Annotated in this window: 18 protein-coding genes; 5 read left to right on the forward strand and 13 right to left on the reverse strand. The window is 48.6% G+C overall.

Annotated features, from left to right (window positions below; all coding sequences use genetic code 11):
- Positions 1 to 337: 337 nt before the first annotated feature.
- Together AB1611_11845 and AB1611_11850 are read right to left on the reverse strand one after the other, a co-directional pair.
- Entirely contained in the window at positions 338 to 1,027 is a 690-nt protein-coding gene (locus AB1611_11845; protein MEW6380282.1) for a MopE-related protein, read from the reverse strand.
- Between the two features lie 348 nt (positions 1,028 to 1,375).
- On the reverse strand, positions 1,376 to 1,651 hold the full coding sequence (locus tag AB1611_11850; protein MEW6380283.1) for a hypothetical protein: 276 nt from the start codon (positions 1,649 to 1,651) through the stop codon (positions 1,376 to 1,378).
- A 303-nt stretch (positions 1,652 to 1,954) separates the two neighbouring features.
- Between AB1611_11850 and AB1611_11855 the strand changes: the two genes are divergently transcribed.
- Positions 1,955 to 2,092 (forward strand): hypothetical protein, encoded by a 138-nt coding sequence (locus tag AB1611_11855; protein ID MEW6380284.1) that lies wholly within the window; start codon positions 1,955 to 1,957, stop codon positions 2,090 to 2,092.
- Positions 2,093 to 2,111: 19 nt separating this feature from the next.
- Here AB1611_11855 and AB1611_11860 read toward each other — a convergent pair whose 3' ends face one another.
- The 3 genes from AB1611_11860 to AB1611_11870 form a co-directional block, all read right to left on the reverse strand.
- Complete coding sequence (locus AB1611_11860) at positions 2,112 to 2,369, reverse strand: hypothetical protein (GenBank protein ID MEW6380285.1); 258 nt, start codon at positions 2,367 to 2,369, stop codon at positions 2,112 to 2,114.
- Between the two features lie 492 nt (positions 2,370 to 2,861).
- Positions 2,862 to 3,476 carry a 30S ribosomal protein S4 gene (rpsD, locus tag AB1611_11865; protein MEW6380286.1) on the reverse strand — a complete coding sequence of 205 codons (615 nt, stop codon included), beginning with the start codon at positions 3,474 to 3,476 and terminating at the stop codon, positions 2,862 to 2,864.
- Between the two features lie 169 nt (positions 3,477 to 3,645).
- Positions 3,646 to 4,209, reverse strand: coding sequence for a S24/S26 family peptidase (locus AB1611_11870; GenBank protein MEW6380287.1), 564 nt, complete (start codon positions 4,207 to 4,209; stop codon positions 3,646 to 3,648).
- Here AB1611_11870 and AB1611_11875 point away from each other — a divergent pair.
- Positions 4,208 to 4,342 carry a hypothetical protein gene (locus AB1611_11875; protein MEW6380288.1) on the forward strand — a complete coding sequence of 45 codons (135 nt, stop codon included), beginning with the start codon at positions 4,208 to 4,210 and terminating at the stop codon, positions 4,340 to 4,342. The genes AB1611_11870 and AB1611_11875 overlap by 2 nt on opposite strands.
- On the opposite strand, the gene AB1611_11880 is transcribed toward AB1611_11875, so the two are convergent.
- From AB1611_11880 to AB1611_11910, 7 genes are all read right to left on the reverse strand, one after another.
- On the reverse strand, positions 4,331 to 5,923 hold the full coding sequence (locus tag AB1611_11880; GenBank protein ID MEW6380289.1) for a right-handed parallel beta-helix repeat-containing protein: 1,593 nt from the start codon (positions 5,921 to 5,923) through the stop codon (positions 4,331 to 4,333). The genes AB1611_11875 and AB1611_11880 overlap by 12 nt on opposite strands.
- 94 nt (positions 5,924 to 6,017) lie before the next feature.
- Positions 6,018 to 6,380, reverse strand: coding sequence for a PqqD family protein (locus AB1611_11885; GenBank protein MEW6380290.1), 363 nt, complete (start codon positions 6,378 to 6,380; stop codon positions 6,018 to 6,020).
- A gap of 15 nt (positions 6,381 to 6,395) precedes the next feature.
- Positions 6,396 to 7,712 carry a hypothetical protein gene (locus tag AB1611_11890; GenBank protein ID MEW6380291.1) on the reverse strand — a complete coding sequence of 439 codons (1,317 nt, stop codon included), beginning with the start codon at positions 7,710 to 7,712 and terminating at the stop codon, positions 6,396 to 6,398.
- On the reverse strand, positions 7,690 to 9,090 hold the full coding sequence (locus AB1611_11895; GenBank protein MEW6380292.1) for a PqqD family peptide modification chaperone: 1,401 nt from the start codon (positions 9,088 to 9,090) through the stop codon (positions 7,690 to 7,692). The genes AB1611_11890 and AB1611_11895 overlap by 23 nt, the downstream gene beginning before the upstream one ends.
- A gap of 209 nt (positions 9,091 to 9,299) precedes the next feature.
- Positions 9,300 to 9,464, reverse strand: coding sequence for a hypothetical protein (locus AB1611_11900; protein ID MEW6380293.1), 165 nt, complete (start codon positions 9,462 to 9,464; stop codon positions 9,300 to 9,302).
- 359 nt (positions 9,465 to 9,823) lie between these two features.
- Positions 9,824 to 13,345, reverse strand: a complete 3,522-nt coding sequence (locus AB1611_11905) for a C25 family cysteine peptidase (protein MEW6380294.1) — start codon at positions 13,343 to 13,345, stop codon at positions 9,824 to 9,826.
- Positions 13,346 to 13,495: 150 nt separating this feature from the next.
- Positions 13,496 to 16,438 (reverse strand): S8 family serine peptidase, encoded by a 2,943-nt coding sequence (locus AB1611_11910; GenBank protein MEW6380295.1) that lies wholly within the window; start codon positions 16,436 to 16,438, stop codon positions 13,496 to 13,498.
- Positions 16,439 to 17,809: 1,371 nt separating this feature from the next.
- Between AB1611_11910 and AB1611_11915 the strand changes: the two genes are divergently transcribed.
- The 3 genes from AB1611_11915 (at position 17,810) to AB1611_11925 (ending at position 23,455) form a co-directional block, all read left to right on the forward strand.
- A complete protein-coding gene (locus AB1611_11915) occupies positions 17,810 to 18,481 on the forward strand; it encodes a hypothetical protein (protein MEW6380296.1) in 672 nt (223 codons plus the stop codon).
- 91 nt (positions 18,482 to 18,572) lie between these two features.
- Positions 18,573 to 21,068 carry a DUF4350 domain-containing protein gene (locus AB1611_11920; GenBank protein ID MEW6380297.1) on the forward strand — a complete coding sequence of 832 codons (2,496 nt, stop codon included), beginning with the start codon at positions 18,573 to 18,575 and terminating at the stop codon, positions 21,066 to 21,068.
- Positions 21,056 to 23,455 (forward strand): hypothetical protein, encoded by a 2,400-nt coding sequence (locus AB1611_11925; GenBank protein MEW6380298.1) that lies wholly within the window; start codon positions 21,056 to 21,058, stop codon positions 23,453 to 23,455. The genes AB1611_11920 and AB1611_11925 overlap by 13 nt, the downstream gene beginning before the upstream one ends.
- On the opposite strand, the gene AB1611_11930 is transcribed toward AB1611_11925, so the two are convergent.
- The gene (locus tag AB1611_11930) at positions 23,435 to 24,874 is read right to left on the reverse strand and encodes an HD domain-containing phosphohydrolase (GenBank protein MEW6380299.1); all 1,440 of its coding nucleotides are present in this window, start codon (positions 24,872 to 24,874) and stop codon (positions 23,435 to 23,437) included. The two genes, AB1611_11925 and AB1611_11930, sit on opposite strands and share 21 nt — an antisense overlap.
- Positions 24,875 to 25,281 lie beyond the last annotated feature (407 nt).

A 25,281-nucleotide genomic window follows, 5' to 3' on the forward strand; every position in this document is an offset into this window, starting at 1 on the left:
TTTTGCTTGCTTCCAGGCCGTTGACACATCGATATATCCCGACTTTCATCAGGACCTTGCCGGATTGGTTGTTCTCTGCGTCTCTGCGTCTCTGCGTCTCTGCGGGAGATCTTTTTTCCCTGTGTGCTTTGTGTCCTCTCTATATTATAAGCTTGGCTTATGTAAGTGCCATTCGCCTTAATCTTTATTGTGTAATGCAAGCTTAACGTTGCATAGGCCACGATAAACTATTCGATCAGTTAGAAATGAGGATGGGTGGCTGATATGAAATCAGCCCCCCATTCATCTCGTGTTGCCGCATCTCAACTGGATACGGAATGGATGTGGCTTTTACTTATCAATCCAGGCAACTGGGAACTCCAAAATATTCCCTAAATAAACAAAGTGCATCCGATGGAGTAGTTGAGCCACTCTTATCTACGTCTGCGCATGGATCACAAGGACCCGTCACCAAATAGCACCGGAAGGCAACCAGGGCATCTCCAGGGGAGATAATGCCATCACCGGTAAGGTCTCCAGTGCAGCAGCCTTCGTCAATGTTCCCATCGCAGTTATTATCAATCCCATCGCAAATCTCAGTGCTGCAGGTTGTACTTGTTGTATGAGTCCACACAATGGAAAACCACTGCGTTGTTCCTCCATCTTTGGCTGTTGTTTGATAGGAATGCGCTGATTTCATATCTGCCAGGAGTTCACCACCAGCGGCAGCTCCCCTGCGAAGTTCAAACTTGCCATCCCCAAGTGTTGCAGTATTCCAGCTTATGAGGGGGTAATATCCTGGTTTGGCTACTTCGGCTGTCTCATCGTTGATGTCTACTCTGATTACCCATCTCTCTGAGCTTGAACCAAATGCCCTGACATCTTTGCCATAATAGGCATTCTGATCGGGATGCTTCAGCCGGGCCCTTACGGTATACTCAGGAGGAGCACCGGGAGCCGGAACCTGACTTACAGTATCTGCCATGCCGATGACTACATTGCTGACTCTAACCGCTGATCCTGCCTCCTGTCCCGTAACCTTAACCATTGACTCCCAGGCAATTCTCTGAGCAATATCATACATCAATTCTCGATAGCGAAATATTTGAGATCCAGAGGTTGAACACTTCACCTCCACCTTACGTGGTTGGGAAAGATTGATCCAATATCCTAATCCTGCTTCCAAGTTTTGGGTTAGATTAATCGGAATATAACCAGAAGCGGGATCAAAAGCATAGATAGCTGTTATTGCCTTTGGTTGAGCCTGGATACTGCATGGACAAGATACGCTCCCAATGAGAGACCATCCAGAGGGAATATCTTCGACCTGTGCAATTAGAAATTAGCGGCCAATTTAAACTCGATATCGCCTTCTTCAAACCACTTTTTATGTTCTTTATTTATCTTTAGTGATGCCTAAGGTAGCCAGTGCTACTGAGCCTCCCTCAGACCAACTCATACCATTATGTTTTTGTCTATCTGACACAATAAGGTCATTACTCTTTTCCCCTCGATTACTTGAGTTGCAGAGGCCAAGCTTTTTTCTGATCTCATAGCAGGGAATGTAAGATCTATTCCTTTCTATATAATTTACAAGATGCTCTATGGCATCTTTGTTCTTTATTAAACTTTCATTCAGGCTCTTAAGATATTCTATGGCCTTATCCGTCATTCCATACCACAAAAGGTACCTTAATCTACTCAGGACATCATTACGTATTTGCCGTCCTTTCATGGCTAAGCTAAGCTCTCTCTTGCACTTATCTTCCAGGTGATACCAGTCCAATATAATCCCTGTATTCCCAAACCAGGAGAAGGCATTTACTATAGCGGCCTGGAGTATCTTGTGGCCGTCTACAAAGAATTGTATCCCTTTATTCAATAACTTGTTGCTTAGTAAAAAGGCAATGATTACCCTCAGAGTAAACAGGATGCTGTCACCATTTATCTTATAAGAGCCCTCTTCACTTTGAATATGAGCTACGGTATTATGGACATATCCCTTTTCTTTGGGGTGGTGGGCATCTTCGTTGTCATTCTTTTTTCGTTCTTCTTTTTGATGTTTTACTATGACCTCATCTATGCAGACATTCCTGCTTCTCCATCTACCTGATAGACCCTACCATTTTTGACTACTTCTTCCCCATCTTTTTGCTGCTCAAGGGCTTTTTTTTAGACATCTGGCTTAAATGCTGCGCTATCCCATCCCTTATCGCTGCATGCCCTACCTCTAAAAATGCCTGCTCGCTCTTATCTATGCTTATCGCTGCCTCCTCCGGCATAGTTATCTTAAAATTACCATCTTCTCCTCTTGTTGGCTCTCCCGTTCCTGTACATCCCTCGCTTATCTCTCTCACTTTTATCTCTACGCTGATTTCATAGTTAGCCATGATAGCCTCCTTTATCGTTTGTTAAACTTTCTATCGGCTACCATAGAATCATGAATCAGTTTCTAAATATACTTTCTACTCCTTTGTTATATGAGATTAATTCCTATTGCACAGGTCGAAATGGTTAGGGCATTCTGCTCTGGGAACTACCGAACGATATATTAATAGTGTTGCTGAAGCTTTAAAAATCGTTCAAAAACCTGCCAAGGTAGTTCAATTTAAAAAAGGGAAAAAAGAGGATTCAAATCTATGAGTGGATTTTCCCAGCGTAAGTCCAGCGTAAGCCAAAAATGGGGGTAAAATGAGCATAACACATTGAAAAATAAAGGAATAACATCAAAATAACTGAAATAACTATCTTTTCAGCCATATTTTCAGTCTTTCCGTCAGACAGACCCGGAGCCGCGGCTGCATCCGCACTTATACAGCAATAAGCTGACTCTGGCTCCGGGTATGGCAGCAGTTACCGGTGTTTCAAAGGCTAAAGGTGCTTTACAGATATTTTGCATAATATTCCACCACCAGGTTCTCATCCACGTCCGCCGGGATCTCATCCCTCTGGGGAATTGAGATCAGTTTCCCCTGAAAAGCAGCCCTGTCCACCTCCAAATACGGGATTTTCGGCCGGGATGCACTCCTTTCCAGGCCCTCCTGGACAGTAGCGGTTTCCCTGCTTCCTTCTCTCACGGCGATAGTATCCCCTGGCCTGACCGAATATGAGGGGATGCTTGCTTTCCGGCCGTTTACCGTAATGTGGCCGTGCCCCACCAACTGCCGGGCGGCAAGTCTGGTCGGGGCAAATCCCATTCGATAAACGAGATTGTCCAGACGCCGCTCAAGAAGCCGCAGGAGATTCTCACCGGCAACCCCTGGCTGACGCATGGCTTTTTCCAGATACCCTCGAAACTGCTTTTCCGAAAGCCAATAAGAAAACCTCAACTTCTGCTTCTCGGTGAGCCGTTTCTTGTAATCGGTCATCCTGGTTTGACCGGCAGGATGCATTCCGGGCCTTCCACTGCGTTTGAGCAGGGCACAATTGGCTGATCCGCAGACAGAATAACCCAGGCTTCGGCATATCCTGCATTTTGGACCTATGTAACGTCCCATTTGCTTAATACCTCCTTTACTACCGGGCTTATTTTATGGCTTGTGCTTACTTTCCTGTCATATTTATTCTAGCCCTAATTCTTTGTTTTTTCAATAATTTTTTCAGGCAAACCGGGGACTTGTCCGGATTGCGGGGGGGAGTTACTGGCCGCTGACCCCTGGCCTATGATTATGATAAAGACAGGATAACCGCCTGAATGAACATCCGGTGGGTGAGAAAGAAAAGCCTGCGGATCTGGAAACCGATCTTTAAGCCTATGGTACCGGAAGAGAGAGGATATCGACCAATCAACCGGTGCATCAGACCGCAAGCCCCTGAGCTTACGGCGATAAAAAAACCGGCTGCCCGCCAGGATGTTTTAGAAAGGTTTATGAACCTGTTTTCCTTTTTGATGGCTATGACTTTCCCAAGAATTTGGTCGGAGTATATAACTTTATCAAAAGTCCTGCTTCCATCTCCCTTGGTAAGAAAGAAAACCGGCTTCCCTTTTCTCTTCCGGATAAGTACTACCCGGTGAACCACGATACCGGAACATTGCGGATCGGTGATAACCACTAGATCGCCAATACAAATACGGTCAGTGTTAATTTGGGGAGATGCAACGACTTTATATCCGGGAAAGAGTAAAGGACACATACTGTAACCGCTTACCGAGAAGCAGAGATTTTGACCGGGCGGTATCAAGCCAGCCTTGATAATATGAATTGCTCTTTCTTTCAGTACGTTCACCATGACCGATCTTGCACCTGTCAAGGTTGAGGAGAAAAGGTATGATTCCCTGCCTGCCGCTCAGATCAATCTGAGCGGCAGGCAGGGCAGGGGAAAGGATGATTTTCAGAAGCTATTCCACAAATTACATCCATAAATACCATTCGGGAATCGAGTACCATAAGGAGAAATAGCAGGGAGGATAGTGGATAAGGTTTAGCCATAGCAGGTATTGTGGGTATTCCAAGGAGCCGGAATCTCCGGGGCAGCGTTCGCCCGGCATATTTGACGGCGTGGCCGGAGAGACGGGGCCATAGAAAGTACTCATGCCTCTGCCATCCACCTCTTCAAGTTGATAATAATACCTGTTCGAGGGGGATGCTGTATCATCGATGTAGGAATACTCGGCATTCATCGTAGGCCCGCCGTAAGCCCCAATAGGGGCAGGATTGATTCTGGTGTATTCTCCGCTTTCTTCCTGAGCACGCCAGAGATTGAACCCTGCGGTATCGATTTCACTGAGCGTGGTCCAGGTGATAATAACGTTTTTCTCCTGTACATCGGCTGAAAATCGACCCAGGCTGACAAGCGTATTTATCTTGTATTCATAAGCCCCTATATCAGGTAAGGCACTACCGTCACTATCTCCATCCTGGGGTCTTACGATACCATCTTTGTCATCATCGGGTGCCCCCAAAGTCGTACCGGCATCGATACACGGAGAGCCATCCTGGAGATGGAAATCCCCTGATACCGGATCAACGAAGAGGGGATCGGCATCGAGCATGCCATACGAGCCACCCTTGATAACTGAGTAAGTGACTGTCATGGTAGAGCCGATACCGTCTATTTCCCCATTGTTATTGTTATAAATAATGCAGTTAGTGACAGTCGCGGAGTCACAGTAAATTCCTCCGCCATTGTGGGGTGCGCTGGCCGAATTTCCATACAGTGTGCAATTGATAACTTTGGTCTGGGTACTCTGGAGGGCATAAATTCCGCCTCCGTTCCCATGAGCTGTATTTTCGTTAATGACGCAATTGATTATCTGCGGTCTGGAAGAAGATCTGCTGGAGATTCCTCCACCATGTCTAGCTTCATTCGCAAAAAAAGTGCACCGGCTGATAAGCGGTGAAGCATTGCTGAAGCAATCGATTCCTCCCCCGTAGCCGTTGAGCGCCTTGTTCATGCTGATTATGCAGTTATCAATAGTCGGTGAACAGTTTCTACCACAGCATATCCCTCCTCCACCGCTGGTTGCCCCGCAGATATTTCCGGTAATAATACAGTTGGCAATTGTTGGTGAAGCAGGACCCGCACCTTGACCCGATGCTTTATTCATGCAGACAATTCCACCTCCACCGCTGTATTGGTTAAAACCGTTTGTCACCGTAATCCCTTTCAGTGCAGCGCCATTTCCCCCTCCCCAGAAAGTGACTGCCGGACTTGTACCTCCTGCATCAATTATCGTGGTTTTTACTGTTTCCAGATCATCCGGGTTTGTACTTCTTACGGTAATGGCCTTGGAGACAAAATTGATATATTCCCTATACGTTCCCGGAGCGACAATGATTTCGTCTCCATCGTCAGCCGCGTTAATGGCTGACTGAATCTTGGTATAATCACCAGGTACATGGATTTCTTCTGCAACTGCCCGTGGTACCTGGAGCAATACTATTACCGCTGCAATCATCAATCCCAAAATCCAATTTAAAGCTAGTTTCAGAAATCTTTCCATCTCGCTTTCCTCCTTTGGCCGTCAGGTTACAGTATATATTTCTCTCCTCATGATTAAGGCTGTTTCATGGCCGGTTCCCCCCACCCCAAAATGCTTAGCCGCTAACGACTCTAACCTGCCTCTCCGTGCTTACTTCATCCTCATCTTGCTTCACGATCATACCCTGAGCTGCGAAATCATCGATTATCCTTTGAATATCCTGCTCAACCCTGGCTCCCTCTCTCTCTCCCGGAGAAAGGGAATACATTTCAGCAATAGCTACTGCCATATCTCTGATAGAATGCTGGCCATCGCACATCTGCCAGACTTGAAGAGCTGCCTTATTAAGAATATGGACATGCTTCGTATCGGGATTGTATAAAATGGCTTCCCCATCGAGATCCCGAGCCTCGATCGAATCCTTCCTGCAGGGTGTCACGCCGTCTATCCCACAAGCCCCTTTATTTGGGTTACTCATCCTGTTCACTCCTTTTCATGGCTCACCACTATCCTCTTTTTCTCTCCTCCAGTTCCTTTCTCCAGGCTCCTGTCTAGTCAATCCTTCCTGTTCCGATCCTCCATCCGCCAGTCCAAGTATCAAATCAGCCATTTTCTCAAGCTCCCCCGCAGTGATGCGGTAGCAGTCCACACCTTTCAGGGTCCGGCTCAGTTCAAGCAGTATTGAGGGCACACCACCCTGAGCCTCACCCAGGAGAGATGATGTCCATCCGCCCCGGAAGCTTCGTAAAAGCTCTCTTATGGCTATTGACTTTGGAATTTTCTCAAGATGCGGCTCCTGGGAATAATCAACTGCTCCCTGTTCGCTTTGGGCTATGTGAACTAATGCCACCCGATGCTTACGGCAAAGATCTTCTATCCGGGGCAGGAGAAAGTGTCCCCGCCTTCCGATAAGCCTTACCGTGGGAACGGGATTTTCCCGGTATTTCTCACATTCCTCCACGCCGGGGAGAGCTCTCAGATCATTGATCATCCCATCTTCAAATCGGTCGGTACTGATATAGAGAGATTTTTTATTCTCTCCCGGTAAATCACCTGGACGAGCGCTCACCTCACCTGACAGTGCCCCCGCTTTCAATGAAGGCCCCTTCGAGGGCGAAGATAAACAGATCAGGAATTTCAACGGGCAAGGACTGCTCACCCTGGCTTCAGGGATATCGATCAGATTCACCAGCATTTTTCTTCCACCAGGAATTGCCGAAAAAGAGTCAATGGTAACTTTACGAAAATCTTTGAACAGCTCCAATGCACTTTGCCGCAAACCAAGAGCCCTGGGGAAGGGATATATCAGCCAGTCCTTCCGGCTGATGCAGGCTATGTCATCGGTGAAAAAATGAAATCCCCGTTTGATAAGCTTCATAGTCAGGGTACTTTTGCCCTGGCAGGCAGCACCCAGGACCATGATACCCTGTTCCTTCCAGGATACAGCAGCGGCATGGAAGATAACGTGTGACCGCACTCTGGCAATGATTGAGTTGGTAATGACTGAATAGACATAAGCAGGCAACAGGTGAGATTGCGGACAGGGATAAATCCTCTCATCTGCGTAGATAAAAGGATTTTCCGAAATTTCTGGCTCGTTAATCACGTAATAGATGCCCTGTCCATTGTTTCTTTCACCAGGAGCCTGCAAAGATACATCAGGATACATCTTCCGGAAGTAGATCAACGATTCAGGCTGGTTCGTGCTTATAGTAAACGCAGTGTCAAAAAATCGGAAGGTGTACCTGACATGTGCTGCAGACGCTGCCGATGCTAAGCCGGTAAAGTCAACCACTGCTGCTTCCCTCATCTTCCCCGCCGACTCCATTCGAAAATACCTTGGCCTTTTGGGCTGCCCTGCTGAAAATAGCTTGCGGATAAAACCTGTTCCTCAATTCACACAGATCGTCAACCGCTTGAAAAGTTCCCTTGAGCCGATAAACATTCCCAGAGCACCCGCCCTGACAAAAATTTTTCCACAGGCACTGCCGGCATTGAGGAATGGTACTTTTGCGGTTTAAGCACATCTCCCGCGTTCTTACCATGATCGGCGACTCGATGGCCTGACATAAATCCACTTCCAAAACATTGCCGAGCCTGAACGGCGGTTCCATGAGCAATGGGCAGGGATAGATATCGCCTTGAGCATCGATAATCAGCATTTGCCCTATCTGGCACCATGAGGTCTGGCCAGGCGGATGATGGAGTACAAAGCCCTGAAATCCTGGATTGATACGCAATTCTGGAAATTCGACAACTGCATCTTGATACAGGTAGCTGTAGAATTGAGCATAATCCTGACTGGATGGGGCCAGTTCATCCCAATATAAGCTGGCCGTGCCCATATTCTGGAGAGGAATAAACTTTACCTCGGAGATACCTTTCTCTTGAGCCAGTTTCAGCAGAGACGGAATATGGTCGAGATTATTTTTGCTGACTGTAGCGCACAAGCTGACTTTTTCTTGAGCCCCCAGTTTGCCCAAAAGATCAACAGCCATCATGGTCCTGGCAAAAGCACCCTTTCCCCGGATATGGTCATGAATGCTCTCGCTGGGGCCATCCAGGCTGATCTGTATCTTCAGATCGAGATCATCGATAAGCCTGGCTTCCCACTCGGTAATCAGCGTTGCATTGGTAGCCAAAACTGTTTTGATCCTCCGAGCGGCATAAGACAGAATTGCAGGCAGGTCTTCCCGCAGAATCGGTTCCCCTCCGGTTATATTCAAAGATCCCGCTCTTGCCTCTTTGGCTTCATCGATAATTCTGAATATCTGCTCCGTGGTGAGATAGTCCTTTCTTTTTGACCCGTCAGTTACTCCGCAATGCCGGCACCGCAAATTACAATTTTCTGTAATATGCAGGTCCACCTTTTTGAGAGGAAAATCTCTCTCCCCGGATATTCCTGCAGGCTGGTCCATATCAGAGAGAGCAAGAAATCCGCTCTGAACAAGTCGGCTAATAAAACATTGAACATCCGAAAGCACTTGCTGAAAGGGTAATCCATATCTCTGACATAAGATATGGGAAATTTGCCCTACACTATGACGGTTATCGCACAGCGAAAAGGTCGTAAACCCGACCTCATTGACCACCATCCAGGCAGGTCTGTCTCCCTGCACCAGGATATACTGCCGCCTGTTATCAGTTGAAATACCGACCGCCCTTCTCTGAGGCTTAAGCTCTATCACCTTCTATCACCATTGATATCTGGATGCAGCTCGAAATTCAAAAAGCGTAACTACTCAGGCACAAAGGGGCAAAGGTACAGAGGCACAAAGTTACCTTTGCCTCTGTGCTGCTCAACTTCCCGATTACATTGTTGATTATTCATTGTGTCTTCTTTTCCCCTTTGTGCCTTTGTCTCTCTGTGCCTTTGTGCCTGAGATGATAGGAGTATTTAGCAGATTACACTACCCGCGAAACCACTACAGGCCTGAACTGACATTCCCTCCATCTCTTCAAGTAATTCCTGTTCAGAATAAGTAATCATAGTCGGGGGTTCATAAGTGGACAGAGATTGGTCGTTATTGTCGAAGTGCTTTTTTTTCTCCTCTGTTTTCATAAAACTATCCTCCTTTGAGCTGTTACTACCATCCTGGTTAGTAAAAAAAGAAAAAATTACTATGGCTCTTCTTTTAAGCAAGCAAGTAATATACCAGATTTTATGTCAGTTACTGAATAAAACCGCTTTTCTCCGGCAATAATCGTTAGCAGCTTGTATTTTTAGAGAATTAATCTCGATTTGGTATTTACCCGAAGTCTGAATTATACATTTCACTTTTACAATATCAAATTATTTCTAATTTAGAATTTAAGTATATTATAAAAATAATAATAATCCCCTATGAAACAACTTGCACATGAGATGAAAAGTTTTGCCTAGTTGATTAGTTCTCGGAGCATTCTTCCGGTCGGTGCACCCTATCGGGTAGAGTCATTGATTTTCTCTGCCCATGGCCCTGGCCGCCAGTTACTCCTGGCCTCTCCCATCCCAATGCTGTACCCCTGGCTGCTCTCGATCTGATAGTCATCTCCGGCAGTCCGGGTAAAAAAAGAGTAGCATCCCTGCCACTTCCCATTCCTTTTATTGTATCCTGTCACACTGAAAGCATAACCTGCCCCGATCTCTTGGAGAAGATCATAAGAGGTGTAATTGCTCAGAGGAGCGGGGAAATTCAGCAGGTTGTAGCCTGCACGTAAGGTATATTGAGGGTAGAAAGCTGTGCAGGGAAGAGATACTGCCCGATCACTGTCGCCCCCGGCATAGAGAAGATAACCCTGTTCGGGAAGAATTTCAAAATTTGCCCCGGTGAAAGATTCACCATCCCATACTCCTGTCTGCCACTCTCCCTTGGCGGGATTATATCCACAAGTCTTCCTGATCGTAACACTCTGTCTGCTCAGATATTCCAGAAAATCTCCCGCCCTCCAGGGAAGAGTCAGCCCACCAGGCAGACCTAAGAGGTTACTGCCCGGCTTGATGGTGATTTGTGCACCCCTGCTGACCCCATATTTCCCCTGCAGTCTGGTAGCAGGATCCCCAAAGAGAAGAAAATTTTGTGCCATATCCCCTGAAATTCGATGCCGTGCATAGGCATTTATCCGGGCCGCTGTCGTACAGACCCCCAGGATATTGTTCCCCTGTTGAAATATCTGGTCAAATAATTCCCCGGCCAAATTTTTTTGCTCGGTAGGATAGCTCACACTAACGGGAGCCCAGCAGGCAAGAGCGCCTTTGTTTTCAGCCCGCAGCAGCTCTTCAGCCAGACAGCAATCCAGTTTGGGATGAGGGAAAAAGCCGTTGAGGCAGGTCAGGAGGATAAAGAAGCCTGGCTGGCCGATATTTTCCAGCTTCTGGACATCGCCTGATTGGAATAACGCCGATCCCCATTTATCGACGTTGCCATGACCACAATAGACCGTGATCAATTGTCCTCCGGAGATTTTTCTCCTTACCTCCTCGGCAGCCGCTTCATTGGTGGCATAGCTGGCTGCATAGACCTTCTGGATGTCGAGGCTCCAGGGTATAAAGTCCTGGGCAAGACCATCGGCCATGCTTTTAAATTCCGGATTCTCCTTGTCAGCCACGAAAAGAGCCTTCCGGTGCCAGGGCTGATCTCCCTGCTGTTCATAAGAGATAATTTTTTCGACAACTGACTGGACCTCCACCGGAGTCCGAACCGGGATTCTGCCCAGAAACATATCCGGCAGGATATCATCTCCATCGACACAAACAAACCAGTTATCATTCGGAGTCTCGCCAAGATCGGCGGTAAAATACACGTGGGTGGGAATATAATTTCCTCTGCCGGTCTCATAGTTGTCCAGATAATCCATGTTCGCATCGCCGACCAGGAGGACATACAAAGGGGCCGGAGGAGTCCAGTTCTGGTAGCTATACCGCACAAAATCCTGAACAGCCCGCGGATCAAAGATCCCGGAGGAAAACTCATCATAAATGTCGTGAATATCCACGATCTTGACCCGCAATCCTTGAGCTTTCCGGTAGTCAGCCAGGGGCAGAATGCTGTCCCGGAAATCAGGATGAGTGATGATCAGGTAATCTGCACCGTTATCACTGGACCGCAGATCGTCCTCTTCCCCCGGCCTGGCAGCAGGTGATTCAAGAGAAAGCGGCACTTTTTCAGCCTGAGTACTCAGAGCGGCGTAGCGCCTGCTGCCGCTGAATTCATCGCTGAATTTTATCCGGTAAGTTGAACCTCCTTCGGTTTCAATCGAAGCAGGGCGTATTTTCAGAACATTTTCAGGGTCGGTAACATTAAAGACAGAAATTTCCTTTTCCATAAACCCTTGAACATCAAAATTACACCTTCCAGCCCCCTGACCCCCCTGAGCCGTGAACAGCAACTGGTGGTTGTGGGCTATAAAGGGTCGTGGATAATCCAATTCGATCCAATTGACCAGGATGGTATCGATTGCAGCTCCGGTATCACCCGGGGCTTTGATGGTCAGGGTGTTGCTCCCCTCCTGTAAAAGGGTGCTGGAAACAGTGATTCGCCTTCGAAATTCAGTCTGTCCATCCCAGGAAAAATCATCGATCACCGACCCGTTCAGGGTTATGATCACATGGTGATCCGGTTTGGTGGCCGCGATATCCGTTTTCCCCTGAAAGAGCAGTCCTAAAGTGGCCCTTTCTCCATCAGCAGAGGAAAGCCGGGGCAGAGAGAATAAAAAATCCTCTGCTGCCGGTGCTGTGATCTGCTTCCAGAACCAGCGGTCTTTTTCCAGGGGCCCGGGAAGTATCTGCCAGTAAACATGATTTTCTTCCCGGTGGAGATGATCGATAAAATGATCCGCCGCTGGTTCCGAAGGCGGGGAATTTTCATCCTGCTCCTTAATTCGTATTCCCGCTCCTGCCTCTTTCTGCTCCAGCCAATAAATGTTTTTCCGGGTAAATGGTGAATTCATGGCTGCAGCCCAGAAAGTTATCCGGTCACCCGGGTCAAACAGGCCATCCTCAATTCCGGATATACTGACCGGAACCTCCCGTCCCTGACAGTACATGGCCAGTTTTTGCGGGATTACCAGATTCAGGTCCCAGCCTGCGCGCTGTAAATCCGCTCCTGAAACACGATAGAGCCCTTCCTGTTCAAGAGAGATTTTCAGGGGAGAAAGCCGTGAATCGGAAATCCTCTTCCGGCTCCTTTCCTTCCGCTCCGCCAGAGGCGGAATAATGAATACATCAGGATACTCCCTGACCAGCGGATAATTGATCAGGGTATTTTCCATCACCTGCTCAAATCCACAGAAATGCCGGTTTTCAGGTATCCATCCCTGAGATTGGCTGATTTCCCGGCTTCTGATCTGAGGAGCATCCTTGAAGGTAATCTTCAGTTTGACCCGCCGGTAAAGGCGCACCTTTCGTAAGGCTGGGTTGTATTGAACAGGGGCGATGGACAGGCGGGCAATTTTCCGATGTCTGAGGTATCCGGCAGGATCAACAAGGAAGGGTTTCTCCGGAATCCATTGATTTTGGGCATAACAGGCCCGATCGATAGTAAATTCTCCGCGAATGAAGGAGGTCGCATTCCCGGTAACCATAACCCTCCTCGGAGCGGGATGGATCAGCAGAGACTCTAAAATATCCACTTCCTGTTCCAGTACTTCCAGGATCAATTCAGCCGACGCAGGTATGGCCATCAGAAAGCCCTGGACCGGCAGTTGAGGTTTTCCCTCATCCTGGGTCAGGCCAGTTCCGGACATGGTCAGGAACTGATATACGATCCCGCTTTCCTCCTGCTCCTCAATGCGAAGCTGCGGGGAAGAAAATTCCATAACCATTCCCCCTGTCCCTGCCTCAAGTACTTTCAATCCTCCGGACTGAGAGGCATTGGCGCAGGGAGAGCAGGAGCAGGAAAAGAGAAGAAAACAGAATGAAAAAAACAGAGCTGTATAGGTTTTTGTTTTCTTATAGCATTTCATGCCAATATTTTCTTGCGGGTACAACTCTGAGCTGAAACAGCCCGGTAATAACCGGGGGCACATCCACAGAATGTGCCCCCTCACATCTCTCAAAGCGAATTTACCATACCATCAATTCCATAACTTATGGGTATGCCTTACCAGCGAAGATTAAGGCCAGCCGACTCCAGCAAGTGGAACGATAACTGCTGCTTCATCGGGATCATTGGAGAAGATAGCCATAGAATAGGTGAAGGTGCCTCCTTCTTCGGGGCTAAAGCTGAGCGTGATCGTGATGGATCCACCCGGGGCCAGCTCGTAAGGAGGAAGACCTCCCTCGATGGAGAATGGAGCGTCGATATCAATATAGTCTATTCTGAGGCTGGCATTTCCCTTGTTCTGGATGGTCAACTCTTTCTCGTAAGAACCGCCGACAGCGACTTCTCCGAAATCAATCAGGGCTCCCGGCAGATCGATGTCAGGTGCAAGCATGCCCCAGCCATAGACGGAGATGCTGCACATGCCACCGGTACTCTTCACGGTCAGACTGGCATAATCTGATCCCTCGTTGATGGGAGTATACCTTACCATAATTTTTCCATATTGCCCGGCAGGAATGTTGAGACCACCGGAAGGCAGCTTGGTGGCCAGCTTGTATTCCGCGGTTCCATTGAGAGCAACCGAACTGACGTTCAGAGGAATATTTCCCTTATTATACAGGTACACAGGCTGATCCTTGCTCTTTCCTTTCAGTACGCAGCCAAAGTCAAGATAATCAGGTTCCACACTGAGTTGAGGATAGGCAGCGTCTGAGGCCACAAGCTCGAGTGAGTAGTTGTTCCTCAGGGAAGAGGTATTAAAGCTGAACTGGCTGGCGTTCTCTCCGTCTTTCTGTGCACCTATGGTGGCGGAGCTTCCAAAATCATAGGGTGTAGGCTGAGAAGCGCCAAGCACCACGTCTTTATACCGGTATTCGATTTCGGGTCTATCTTCATGGAATACCATCTGGAAAGTAACCCCATCGGTACCCGGAAGCGGGTTGTAATTCTCATCGAGCAGGTTGTAATGGGGCATGTCGTTCCACTGAATGATTAACTCCTGGTTCGGGGCAGAACCGTTTATCTGCCAGTAAACGTCCTGACCCGTGCCTGCCTCCGGTCGTGGACAGAGATCATCCCAGAACGGGACCATGAGATTACCATAATATACATTTGGAATCGGCATGTTGTCCCAGTCTATCCAGGTATCGATACTCACACCACCATTATCGAACACAAAGAGGTAGTCGGTTGGCTCTCCATAGATCGTGAGAGGGAAGGGAAGAGGGTATATCAATTGATAACCATCATCCACCAGATTCAGTGGAGCTCCTGTAGCCGAAATATCGGTGAACTCATGGGGAATCTCGCCGATCGTATACCGGGGCGGCAGAAGGGAAACAGAAACGTTAATCGTTTGGCTCAGGCTGCCGCTCTTGAAGATCAGCGCGAAGTCACCTATCCGTGGAGGTGTCCATCGGGCTGAGAAGACCCCATCCTGGGCGACCTTATCGGGGAAAATACCGTTATCCAGAAGATTAACGGTAGTACTGTTGATCTTGCAGGTTACCGGCCCTACTGGATTAGCTCCCAGGATATCATGTACTTCAAGGTCAATTGGACTATAGAGAGCCCCTCTCATCCCGTTAGCCGGGCTCAGGATCGCAAAGAGCCGCGCATCAGCGGGAGAGGTCAATGCTCTTTCTGCATCGATTCTTTTGCCGGTAACGGAATGACCATCAAGTGTCGGGATGGAATCGCCGGTTGACAAAATGAGATTTCTGATGGCCTTCCAGCTCCTGGTCTGATTCTGTGCCTTGAGAAGGGCTGCCAAACCGGAGACATGAGGCGCTGCCATAGACGTCCCCGACCATAAGTCATAGGGATATTCCTCAGTTGACCAGCAATACGGAAGCAGATATGAGCAGGTGCTCAGGATACTGTCACCCGGAGCTCCGACATCGACCGTTCTTTTGCCGGAATTTGAGTACCAGGTGAGCTCATCATTGTGGTCCGTAGCGGCAACCGAAATAATGTTCATAAGGTCATAGCTTGCAGGATAGGCAGGATCCGAGTCATTATCCAATCCCTCGTTACCCGCTGCTGCAATGAACAGGATCCCTTCACTCTGGAGGGCCTTGATAGCATCATACAAGGCTCTCGAATAACCGCCCCCACCCCAGGAGTTATTGGCGGCAATGATGTTCACCCCGGCGCGTTTGCGGGCAACGATATACTCGAGACAAAGGATGGCATCATCCATCCAGCCATAACCCTCACTGTTCAGGAACTTGGTGGCCATGATGGATACATTCCAGTTGACACCACTGATACCCTGCGAATTATTGCCGCAGGCACCGATGATGCCTGCCACATGAGTACCATGCCCCATATCGTCCATTGGGTCTCCGGCGTATAACGCCCCGCCTATATAATAATCAACCACATTTATCCCATGAATATCGTCAATATATCCGTTGTTATCATCGTCAAGACCGTTACCGGGGATTTCACTCTGATTGACCCACATATTTCCGGCAAGATCCGGATGATTGTAATCAACGCCCGTATCAACCGTCGCCACTACCACGGCGTGGGAACCTGTCTTGCGGTCCCATGCCCCTGGTGCATTAATGTCTGCATCCGGTGTCCCGCCAGTCTGTCCAACATTATCGAGTGCCCACTGATAGCCGAAATATTCATCATCAGGTATGGTCAGCGCAGAGAGTTTATAGTTCGGCTCTGCCCATTCTACATCCGAGCTCGCAGCTAAGGTGCCTAATGATTGTGTAAACCTGACACCATCAACCTTGAGCACATAGAAGTTAGGGATGATGACGGATCTTTGATTCTTTACTGAACTCGATGTATATAAGACCTGTGCACCAATACTTTTCGTTATTGAATTAATACGGATCACATTTGCACTTGGTTTGAACCTGACCAGTATTTCCCCTTCCTTGACCTCATGCCCCTGGAATGTCGCCTTCTTTGAATAGGCTAAATCCGCCGTCAGGGAAATCATCAGGGTAAATACCAATACGCATAATAGACCGTGAGTCATTGACTTTCTCATCTATGAGACCCTCCATATCCTGTTTAAGTGAAGTAACAATCGTTTACTCATTGAATTCTCATTTTGAATTCTCATTGGCCTTGAAATTACCCTGAACTCTTACTCTCTCCAGTGAGCAGTATATGGAGTGCCCACCCCCCTGAGTTCAAGCCCGGCCCAAAAACCTTTTAGTAACCTTGTTTCAACTTTCCTGCGCACCAGAATATTGTCAAGGACCCCTGTTCGAGCGTATATTCATAACTCTTCCTCCTTATGCCTAAGCCAGTTTTAAGGCTAATGTTCCTCTTTTTGCCCCGAACAAGGTGGGCATACATTTGCCGTCCGGCTTTCAGTAGAAGTATGAGCATGCAAACTAAACAAAATGGATGCGGGATGAGATGGGCACTTTCCTGGAGACAGTGCCGTACTATATACAACTTATCTCGTAAACAGATATTTGCAGGGCGAGGGTTGAGTTAGCCTTCTTGTTAGTGTAAGCAAATAATATACCAATTTTTAATCTATCTAATATAATATTAATTTTTTATGTAGAGTAAAAAACGCTAAAAGTATGTATTATAGGCAATTAATGTTAATTTACGCATTTCAGAGACCTTCACGGGTCTATCCTGGTAGTTTATAATTTATTACTTATTGAGGTACTATAAGTTTAATATGTTAAAACTGGTTAGTTTTACTGTATGAAAATATTTTCATATAATATGCAACATCATTCATGCTATATTCTCATCTATTTTTTATATCTTATTAACGGACACTTTTTAGTCTTTCTTTTCAGGAATGGGCATAATTGTATATCCCCCCGATAAAAAAAACTTGACATTTGATGTAAATTAGATTACTTCTAAGGCCCGATAATAATCGTTTTATATACACATCTCATCTTTGCTTTACTCAGTTATCAACTACGATTTAAGTATCACCTTATGAATCACGTATCGCCTTTGTCACCCGGTTACAAAATGGTCAGGCAAACAGAGACAATTTTGTAACTGAGATTTCTCCGTCTCCAGGGTCGTTGAAGCCACTGAAAATATCCGGGGGAAATGTGATCCGGTCATACCATAGGAAATTGAATAACTTTGGCGGGCGAAGCGAAAAAGTTTATTCCATCCGGCGGTGCGGGTATGATTTATGCCCTTAGAGAAAATACCAAAGGGAAAGAATACCGTCCATCCATATCCCTGGAGGGGTTCCACAGCAGGGTTGAGAAAGGTAGCCTGTGCTGCAAAAGAGTCTGGCTAAATGCATTAGATTTACTTAAATTATACCCAGGAAGGGGGGAGTAATCCGGAAAGATATGATTTCTCAAGGGGCTGAAAGTACTCTGATAATATTCGACACACCTAAAAATACTATAGGAGAATTGCCATGAGACTTCAAAGCTTATTCGGACAGAGGATCAGTTGTGCATTAGTTACAATTTTCATTCTCGCTATCTGCAGTACCTATGCCCAGGCAAAAGATAATCAGCCCTCTCCCCTGTTTAAGGAATCGCTGAAGGAAACGCTCAAAGAGTTTAACGATGGTACAGCAAAAATCAATGCCGGTAACGGGCTGCGGGAGGGTAACTATGAAACAAAACCAATAGAGATCAACACAAGCTTGGAGATCAACGCAACATTGCCCAGGAGAGAAGTAAAAGTGGAGGTTGACAAAAACCCGCTTGGCAGAAAAACAAAGGTGGAAGTTGATAACCCCTCACGCAACAGAGAAGTAAAGATAGAAGTTGACAAAAACCCGCTTGGCAGAGAAGTAAAAGTGGAGATTGAAAAAGCTGGCTGCGATAAGGGTGAGCGTTTCCCTGGCCGGGGTGCCTTTCCTGTCCTCTTTCCCACGCTGGCTGGACGTACCTGTCAAGGTGTGCGGTGTTATGGATTTCCAACTCTGGCCGGAAATACCTGCAGTACTACCTGCGGTGTTCGCTCTACATGCAGCAATGGCCGGTTCTGCCGGATTTACCCGTCACCCTGTGCTGAGGCGGACAGCACTGACCGATTGGCCAAGGGGGGCGAAAAGTCGTTGATCTTCAATATCTTTTAACCTCTCCTGTCAAGAAGCCCTCACGTGCCCCGGCATGTTATCCGGAAGGCACGTGAGGTTTATCTGGAGATGAAAGGCGCAGACTCTTTCGGTGGCTAATCACCTTCCTGAATCCTACTATGATGAGCCGTGCAGGCCGCGTCAGACATTTGGTACCATAGCCGTATTTCTGGCTCTCCTCGATATTAATCTGGGCAATATGCTCTATTTTGGACATCCTGCTGCCAGGATTGCTTCCTGTTTCCTCGGGGTGATTTTACTTGCCTCGCTTGTTCAGACAAACTGGCAGGTCTGGAAAAGGAACCTGTGGACCGCTTCCATTCTGACTGCAGCAGGCTTTGCCTGGGTAGTGCTTTCCCTTGATTCAAAAGAGGCAGGGTTTATCGGGCTGGTCTGTGCTCTCGGATGTTTGACAATCCCTGGCCCTGGCAAAGATATCGAAGGCCATATCCCGGTGTTCATGACCGCCACCGGCCTGGTAGCTTTATTCGATTATGGATACAGCCATACCTCCCTGATCTGGTATGGAGTGAAGCAGGCAAACCACCTTATGATGCGCCTGATCGAGATCGTGACCGGCCAGCCCATGCCCTTTGGGCATCATGCTTCCGGTTTTTTTCTTCTGGTCCCCTTTGTCGGTTATCTCGCCGCTCTCATCCTGCACGCTCACCGGCCAGGGAAAAGCAAGCCCGCAGGTAAGCTGATTATCGCCGGTATCTTTACCCTGTTCATCATCCTGGTCTGCCAGGCACTCTATCTTATAGGCCACCAGACTATCTTGTCCCGCATCCAGTTCAGAGCGTACCAGACTTTGTTCCGGCTTACCCCTTTTGAGACTCACTGGCTTGCTTTTCTGATATTCCTGGTTCCTTTCTCCCTGTACCGGCGAAGGCTCACGGTCTTGTCGGCATTGACCGGATCGGCGACCCCACAGGATAAGCGCAAAAAAAGTCTGAGGTTTTCGGTGAAGTGGCTGACCGCCCTGGTTTTCATCCTCCTGGTGTCACTGCCTCTGGGGAATAGATGGAGAATTTTCCATCCTTTGCCTTCCCGGGGGAAAACGGTCCTGATCTACGATAATTTAGACTGGTCTGTTCCTGAGTTTGGCAACTATGGCCATCGCAGCGGGGGAATGTTCGGTAATTTGCCGGATTTCCTGACCTCTCTCGGCTACTCGGTCCGGCTGAGCAGAGAGCTTGGTGAGGCCGGGCTTTCGGACGTTGACCTTCTGGTTATCATCAACCTCATGGAACGGCTTGATCAACCGGCCAGGGAGGCGGTCCATCGCTATGTTGCGGCAGGAGGAAGCCTGCTGGTCATGGGTGATCATACCGGCTTTGGCTTTATCCGGGAGCCCTTCAATGACCTTTTACAACCGGCGGCCATTTCCTTCCGGTTTGACAGTGCCCGATCCCTCATTCCATCCTGGCAGAATTGCATGGAAATACGGCCCCATCGCATAACCGAACATCTGGCCAGAGAAAGCGATGTCCAGATCTGGACCGGTGCCTCATTGGAAACCCGCTACCCTGCAAGGCCGGTTCTGATCGGAGTCAGGGCTTTTTCCGATGCCGGCAACAAGGCCAACGGCCAGGATGGTTTCCTGGGCGATCTTCAGTACGGGAAATCGGAATGGCTGGGAGATGTTGTCCTGGCAGCCGAAGCCAGGGTCGGGCAGGGGAAGGTTCTGGTATTCGGCGATACTTCCAGCCTGCAAAATGGAAGCCTGCCCTATTGCCGCCAGTTTATCCAGGATATGTTCTTCTGGCTGATGGAAAAGCCCGGACCAGGACCGGAAATCGGCAGGCACATTCACCGGATACTCTGGTTTTTCTTCCTGCTCCTTCTGGCCCTGCTCTGGTATGAGCACTCGTCCGCAGCCGTGCTCTGGCTGGTCTGCGCTCTATACCTGTTTCAGGCACCTGTCCGTCTGTTTCCCCAACCCGACCACCCTCCCCGCAGCACGGAAAAAGCAAGGATCGCTTACATTGATAACTCCCACGGTGAGTATTTCGATGTAACCGGCTGGCAAAAAAATTCTATCGATGGATTGGCCTACAACCTGATGAGAAACCATTATGCTCCCTTTATCGCCAGTGTGCTTGATCCTGCTCTGGTGAACAATTCAGCGATGTGGGTCTTCATCAGTCCAACCAGAAGATTTTCCCCGAAAGAGGTACGGATCCTGCACCGCTTCATGGCTCAGGGGGGGACGATTGTGTGGTCCGCAGGCTGGATGGTCCGGGAATCGAGCCTTTCTTTCCTCAAAGGGCTTGGATTGTCCTTCATCAATCTTCCCCTGGGACCGGTCAGGGAGAGCTATGGGGAGCATGAGGTCCGGTTTCAGGATGTCTGGCCTGTTCGGATCGACGGGCAGGTCAGGGGACGAACGAGTGTCCTGGTCCAAAAGTACGGCTACCCTCTGGCTGTTTTCCAGCGATATGGCCGGGGAGGGATCCTGCTCATATCGGACAGTCGCTTCTTGCTCAACCAGAACCTTGAAAATATTGATAACTTTTACCATGAAGGTAACATCCTTTTTCTCCGGGATGCACTGAAGAAAATTTCGCGGGGATGGGCAGGGTGATAAATTCCGGGTGGCTGCTCTTATGGTTTCTCTCCTCAGCCTGGCTGTTTCTGATGCCGGTGTTTGGTCCGCCTGCGCCGCTCTGGGGCGCAGGCGCATTAGCCCTTGCCGTTGGCTTTGGTTTTCTTGGCTTTCGGGTAGGCAGGAAAAGCAAGCCCTTTGCACTGTTCTTTTCCCTGGCTGATTCACTTACCCTCTGCGGTCTCATTTTCCTGGCTCAGGCAGCAGCCCTGCCGCTTTTTTATTTCCTGGGAGCGCGATATCACCATGTCCCGCTCCTGCAGCCTCTGGTCTACCCGCTGCTGAAAGCCGCAGGGCTTGGGATCAGCCTGAGTGACGGCGCATTTTTTGTCCAGACCGTGGACAGGGTATCAAAGGTCTCGATCACCCTGGAGCGGCTGGGATTTTTCCCCTTTTTGCTCTACCTTGCCGGCGGCTTGATGCTCCTGTTTGCCACCGGGCAGAGCAGGAGCAGGATGGTAAAATTTTTCCTTCTCCTCGGCGGCTACTGCTCGGCTCGCTTTCTCATTCTCCTTCTCATCAGCATTGACATCGATAGCCAGTGCATCTTCTGGTCCTCTCTGATCACCTCCGTGAGTTTTTTCCCTTTCATCCTCATCCTGGTTGAGCTTTTACCCCTCCCCGCCCGGCTTTCTTCCCTGGCCGTCGTCTATCCGGGTGTTGGAAAAAAACCATTTCGGGCTGGAAGCCCGCTCTTTCTTGGTGCTCTGTTTCTCATTCTGGCTGTCGGTTTCAAGGATCCGGGAGTGAAAAAACCGGGCCTGCTCCTCATTGACGAGGCCCACAGCGAGTGGGAGTGGACGGATGAAAAGTTTGATACCCGCCTTTTCGGCAAGAGGACCGATTACAATTTTTACTGTCTGAGCGAGTACCTGACCTGTTTCTACCCCCAGGTGAAAAAAAACTATCAGCCCCTGACCCGCCAGACCCTGACCGGGGTCGATGTCCTGATTCTCAAGACTCCTACCCAGGAATACTCGGATGAGGAGATTGAAGCGATTGATGATTTTGTGGCCCGGGGGGGCGGGCTTTTCCTTATCGGTGACCATACCAACGTGTTTGGCATGAGTACCTATCTCAATAAGGTTGCCGCCAGGTTTGGCCTGAGATTCCGGTATGATGTCACTTATGACCTTCCCACCTGCCAGCTGTCGCTCTATCAGCCGCCAGCCATTTTGCCCCATCCGGTTGTGCAGCATATTCCTGTCTTTCTGTTCGGCTCATCCTGTACGCTGACAATACCGCTGACCGCTTCATCGGTCATAACCGGCTATGGCCTGCGGAATCACTACCTGGATTATTCCCGGAAAAACTTTTTCCCTGTCCCTGAAGAAGACCCGGATTACGAATTCGGGCTCTTTGTCCAGAGCGCAGCCGTCAGCTACCACCAGGGAAGGGTGCTGGCCTATACTGACAGTACCTGCTTTTCGAATTTTTTCATCTTCATTCCCGGAAAGCCGGAACTGCTTCTGGGATCCGTGGAATGGCTTAACCGGAAAAACCGGTACGGTATAATCAATTTTATACTTCTGCTTGCAGGCGTTGGCTGTTTTCTCTCCCTGGCAATCATCTGGCGGCCCGGTCGGAAAGATTTCCTCGGAAGCTTACTCACCTTCGGCCTCCTGGCCGTGGTTCTGGGAGTTTCGATCAGCCATCTGCTGAACCGGAAAAATTATTCATACCCAAAGCCCAGGAGAAATTTCATCCAGGTAGCCCTGGAATCCGAGCACTCTTCATCTTTTCTGCCGGTCAGGCGTCTGGCTGAAAACCCGGACCACAGTTTTCTCACCTTTTTTGTCTGGATACAGCGCCTGGGATATGTCCCCTGTCTGAAACCCTCCCTGGAGGAGGCGCTCCAATGCGGACACGTGGCAGTGGTAATTGATCCGGTCAAGGACTTTACTCATCAGGAGATATCAGAGCTGAAACAATATCTTCTGCGGGGAGGCTCCCTGCTCGTTTTGGACAGCCCCCGCAATCAGCGGTCTACAGCAAACCGGATGCTGAAAGAATTCGGCCTGACGATCGACCGGCACCATATTGTCAGGGGAAGGATATTCGATCAGGCTGCACTGCCCCTGGGAGAATTTGATCAGGCAGGTCAGATCAAGGGAGGATCCCCCCTTTTGACCGACCGGCAGGGGAATGCGGTTTTCTCCATCAAAAAATATGGCGCTGGACTCATCGCTGTTTTGAGCGCCTCTCACCTTTTTCAGGATGAGTCTTTAGGCTATACCAGTTCGATCCCGGACGAATATCAGCGATGGCTCAGTGGTATTGAATTCTGGATATTCGAGAGTCTGGCCCGAAAAGAATTCAGGCCTTTTTCGCTGAGTGGTCAGTGGTCAGTGATCAGTGGTCAGTGAAGGAATGTTTTGCAGGTATTTTTGCAATTTTTGCTGTGCGGAGAAAGAAAGATCGGCGAACCGCAATCCTATCTGAAATTGCTTCGATGATTCGACCTGCTGGCACCAGACCACCTGGGCCAGGGCTTCAATCCGGTCATTGGGTATATAAACGGTCAGCTCTATGAGCCGGTGAACGGGAAAAATAATATCTGAAGTGAATAACAGCCCGCCCTGGCTCATATTCAATACTCTCCCCCTGCCAATCCGCTCTTCCTTTACCTGGCCTTCGGGATCAAGCACGTATTCTATAGCCAGATCGACATTTATCCGCTTGTGCATCCTCAATTCCGTATGATAAATGCGCTTTTCAATGAAAAGATCGACCAACTGCGAATCAAAACAGGTGCCCTGATTTTTGATCAGGACTTCCAGGGCTTCGTCGACTGACACGGCTTTGCGGTAAGGCCGGTCGTGAGCGGTTAAGGACTCAAAGACATCGGCGATCGAGATCATTTTCGCCAGCTTATGAATCTGGTTATCCCGCAGGCCGATCGGGTATCCCCTGCCGTCAATCTGCTCGTGATGAGAGCTGGCAATCTGCGGTATCTCCTTAAGGTCATCCGGAAAATCGACAGCGTTCAGAATGTTTCTGGTATAAGCCGCATGGTCTTTGATGCACTGGTACTCTTCAGGCGTCAGCCGGCCCGGTTTTTCCAGGATGGCATCCTTAATGCCGATTTTTCCGACATCGTGGAGAAGAGCGGCGTAATAGGCAACTTTGACCTCCCTTGTGCTTAAACCTAAAGCCTGGGCAAAATTGCGGACATAGATAGCCACTCTCTGAGAATGCCCTGCGGTAAACTCCGACCGGGCATCAATGGTTTCACCAAAAGAGCGCACTACGCTTTCGATAAATTTCTCTCTTTCCATATCTCTTTCAACATCTCGAATGGCTGCGGCTGCCAAAGAGGCAAAAGTCGTCAGCAGAGACTGGTCATAATCATTGAAATCTCTCCCCTGTTTGTTAATGGCTTCGATTACACCGACCAGTTCGGCTCCTCTGGCCAGCATAGGTACGGACAGGATGTTATAGGTGCGATAGCCGGTTTTTTGATCCCAGGAGGAGTCAAAGAAGGGAGAAGCAGCTACATCCCTGATCATCAGAGCTTCTTTGGTGGCTGCTACCTGCCCGACAACGCCCTGACCTACAGGCAGCCGGATTTCCTCGATTTCCAGATCCGGACTCACCCAGCTCCAGAGCTCGTTTTTGTTCCGGTCAAACAGAAAAATTGTACACCGGTCTACCTGCAGCACGTGTTTGGTTTGATCGTGGATTTGCCGTAAGAGGGAATAGAGGTCTTTTTCCTCGATCATGGCCCTGGTGAGGCTGAATATCGTTTCCAGACTATACTTATCGGAATAGGTGATATTTTCCATTGACTGTACCAACGGTAAAATTTTTCTCTTGCTCTTTATATCGTCAGGATTGAGAAGCAAGTTAGGAAAAAAATCTTTTTCAGAGGGCATTTTGATTCTGGTGTCTGTTGTGCGACAGGCGAAAACTCCTTTTAGGCCAATGTTCAGTATTTCCTATTGTCTATCATAGGCTGATCAGGTAAAATTAAATTACAGCGGAGCTGTAAGGAAGGTAATATGATGATATACTCTAGCGACAAGGAGAAGGCTCGTGCCTGCATATCGGCATTATGCCGACTATCTGATCAAGAGAGCCATGAGTGATCTTGGCTCAATGGATGATTTTTTACGGTATGTTCTTTTCACCGACTCTCTCTGGCAGCAGAAGGTTATCGGATTTGGCAAGGATATCCGGGGGTTTGAAGGTC

It is taken from the genome of bacterium, from assembly GCA_040755755.1.
Taxonomy (GTDB): domain Bacteria; phylum SZUA-182; class SZUA-182; order DTGQ01; family DTGQ01; genus DTGQ01.

Coding starts and splice junctions, on each gene's coding strand:
- AB1611_11845 (MEW6380282.1), bottom strand. CDS start 1,027: ATGGTTAAGGTTACGGGACAGGAGGCAGGATCAGCGGTTAGAGTCAGC.
- AB1611_11850 (MEW6380283.1), bottom strand. CDS start 1,651: ATGACGGATAAGGCCATAGAATATCTTAAGAGCCTGAATGAAAGTTTA.
- AB1611_11855 (MEW6380284.1), top strand. CDS start 1,955: ATGAGCTACGGTATTATGGACATATCCCTTTTCTTTGGGGTGGTGGGC.
- AB1611_11860 (MEW6380285.1), bottom strand. CDS start 2,369: ATGGCTAACTATGAAATCAGCGTAGAGATAAAAGTGAGAGAGATAAGC.
- rpsD (MEW6380286.1), bottom strand. CDS start 3,476: ATGGGACGTTACATAGGTCCAAAATGCAGGATATGCCGAAGCCTGGGT.
- AB1611_11875 (MEW6380288.1), top strand. CDS start 4,208: ATGACCGATCTTGCACCTGTCAAGGTTGAGGAGAAAAGGTATGATTCC.
- AB1611_11870 (MEW6380287.1), bottom strand. CDS start 4,209: ATGGTGAACGTACTGAAAGAAAGAGCAATTCATATTATCAAGGCTGGC.
- AB1611_11880 (MEW6380289.1), bottom strand. CDS start 5,923: ATGGAAAGATTTCTGAAACTAGCTTTAAATTGGATTTTGGGATTGATG.
- AB1611_11885 (MEW6380290.1), bottom strand. CDS start 6,380: ATGAGTAACCCAAATAAAGGGGCTTGTGGGATAGACGGCGTGACACCC.
- AB1611_11890 (MEW6380291.1), bottom strand. CDS start 7,712: ATGAGGGAAGCAGCAGTGGTTGACTTTACCGGCTTAGCATCGGCAGCG.
- AB1611_11900 (MEW6380293.1), bottom strand. CDS start 9,464: ATGAAAACAGAGGAGAAAAAAAAGCACTTCGACAATAACGACCAATCT.
- AB1611_11905 (MEW6380294.1), bottom strand. CDS start 13,345: ATGAAATGCTATAAGAAAACAAAAACCTATACAGCTCTGTTTTTTTCA.
- AB1611_11910 (MEW6380295.1), bottom strand. CDS start 16,438: ATGAGAAAGTCAATGACTCACGGTCTATTATGCGTATTGGTATTTACC.
- AB1611_11915 (MEW6380296.1), top strand. CDS start 17,810: ATGAGACTTCAAAGCTTATTCGGACAGAGGATCAGTTGTGCATTAGTT.
- AB1611_11925 (MEW6380298.1), top strand. CDS start 21,056: ATGGGCAGGGTGATAAATTCCGGGTGGCTGCTCTTATGGTTTCTCTCC.
- AB1611_11930 (MEW6380299.1), bottom strand. CDS start 24,874: ATGGAAAATATCACCTATTCCGATAAGTATAGTCTGGAAACGATATTC.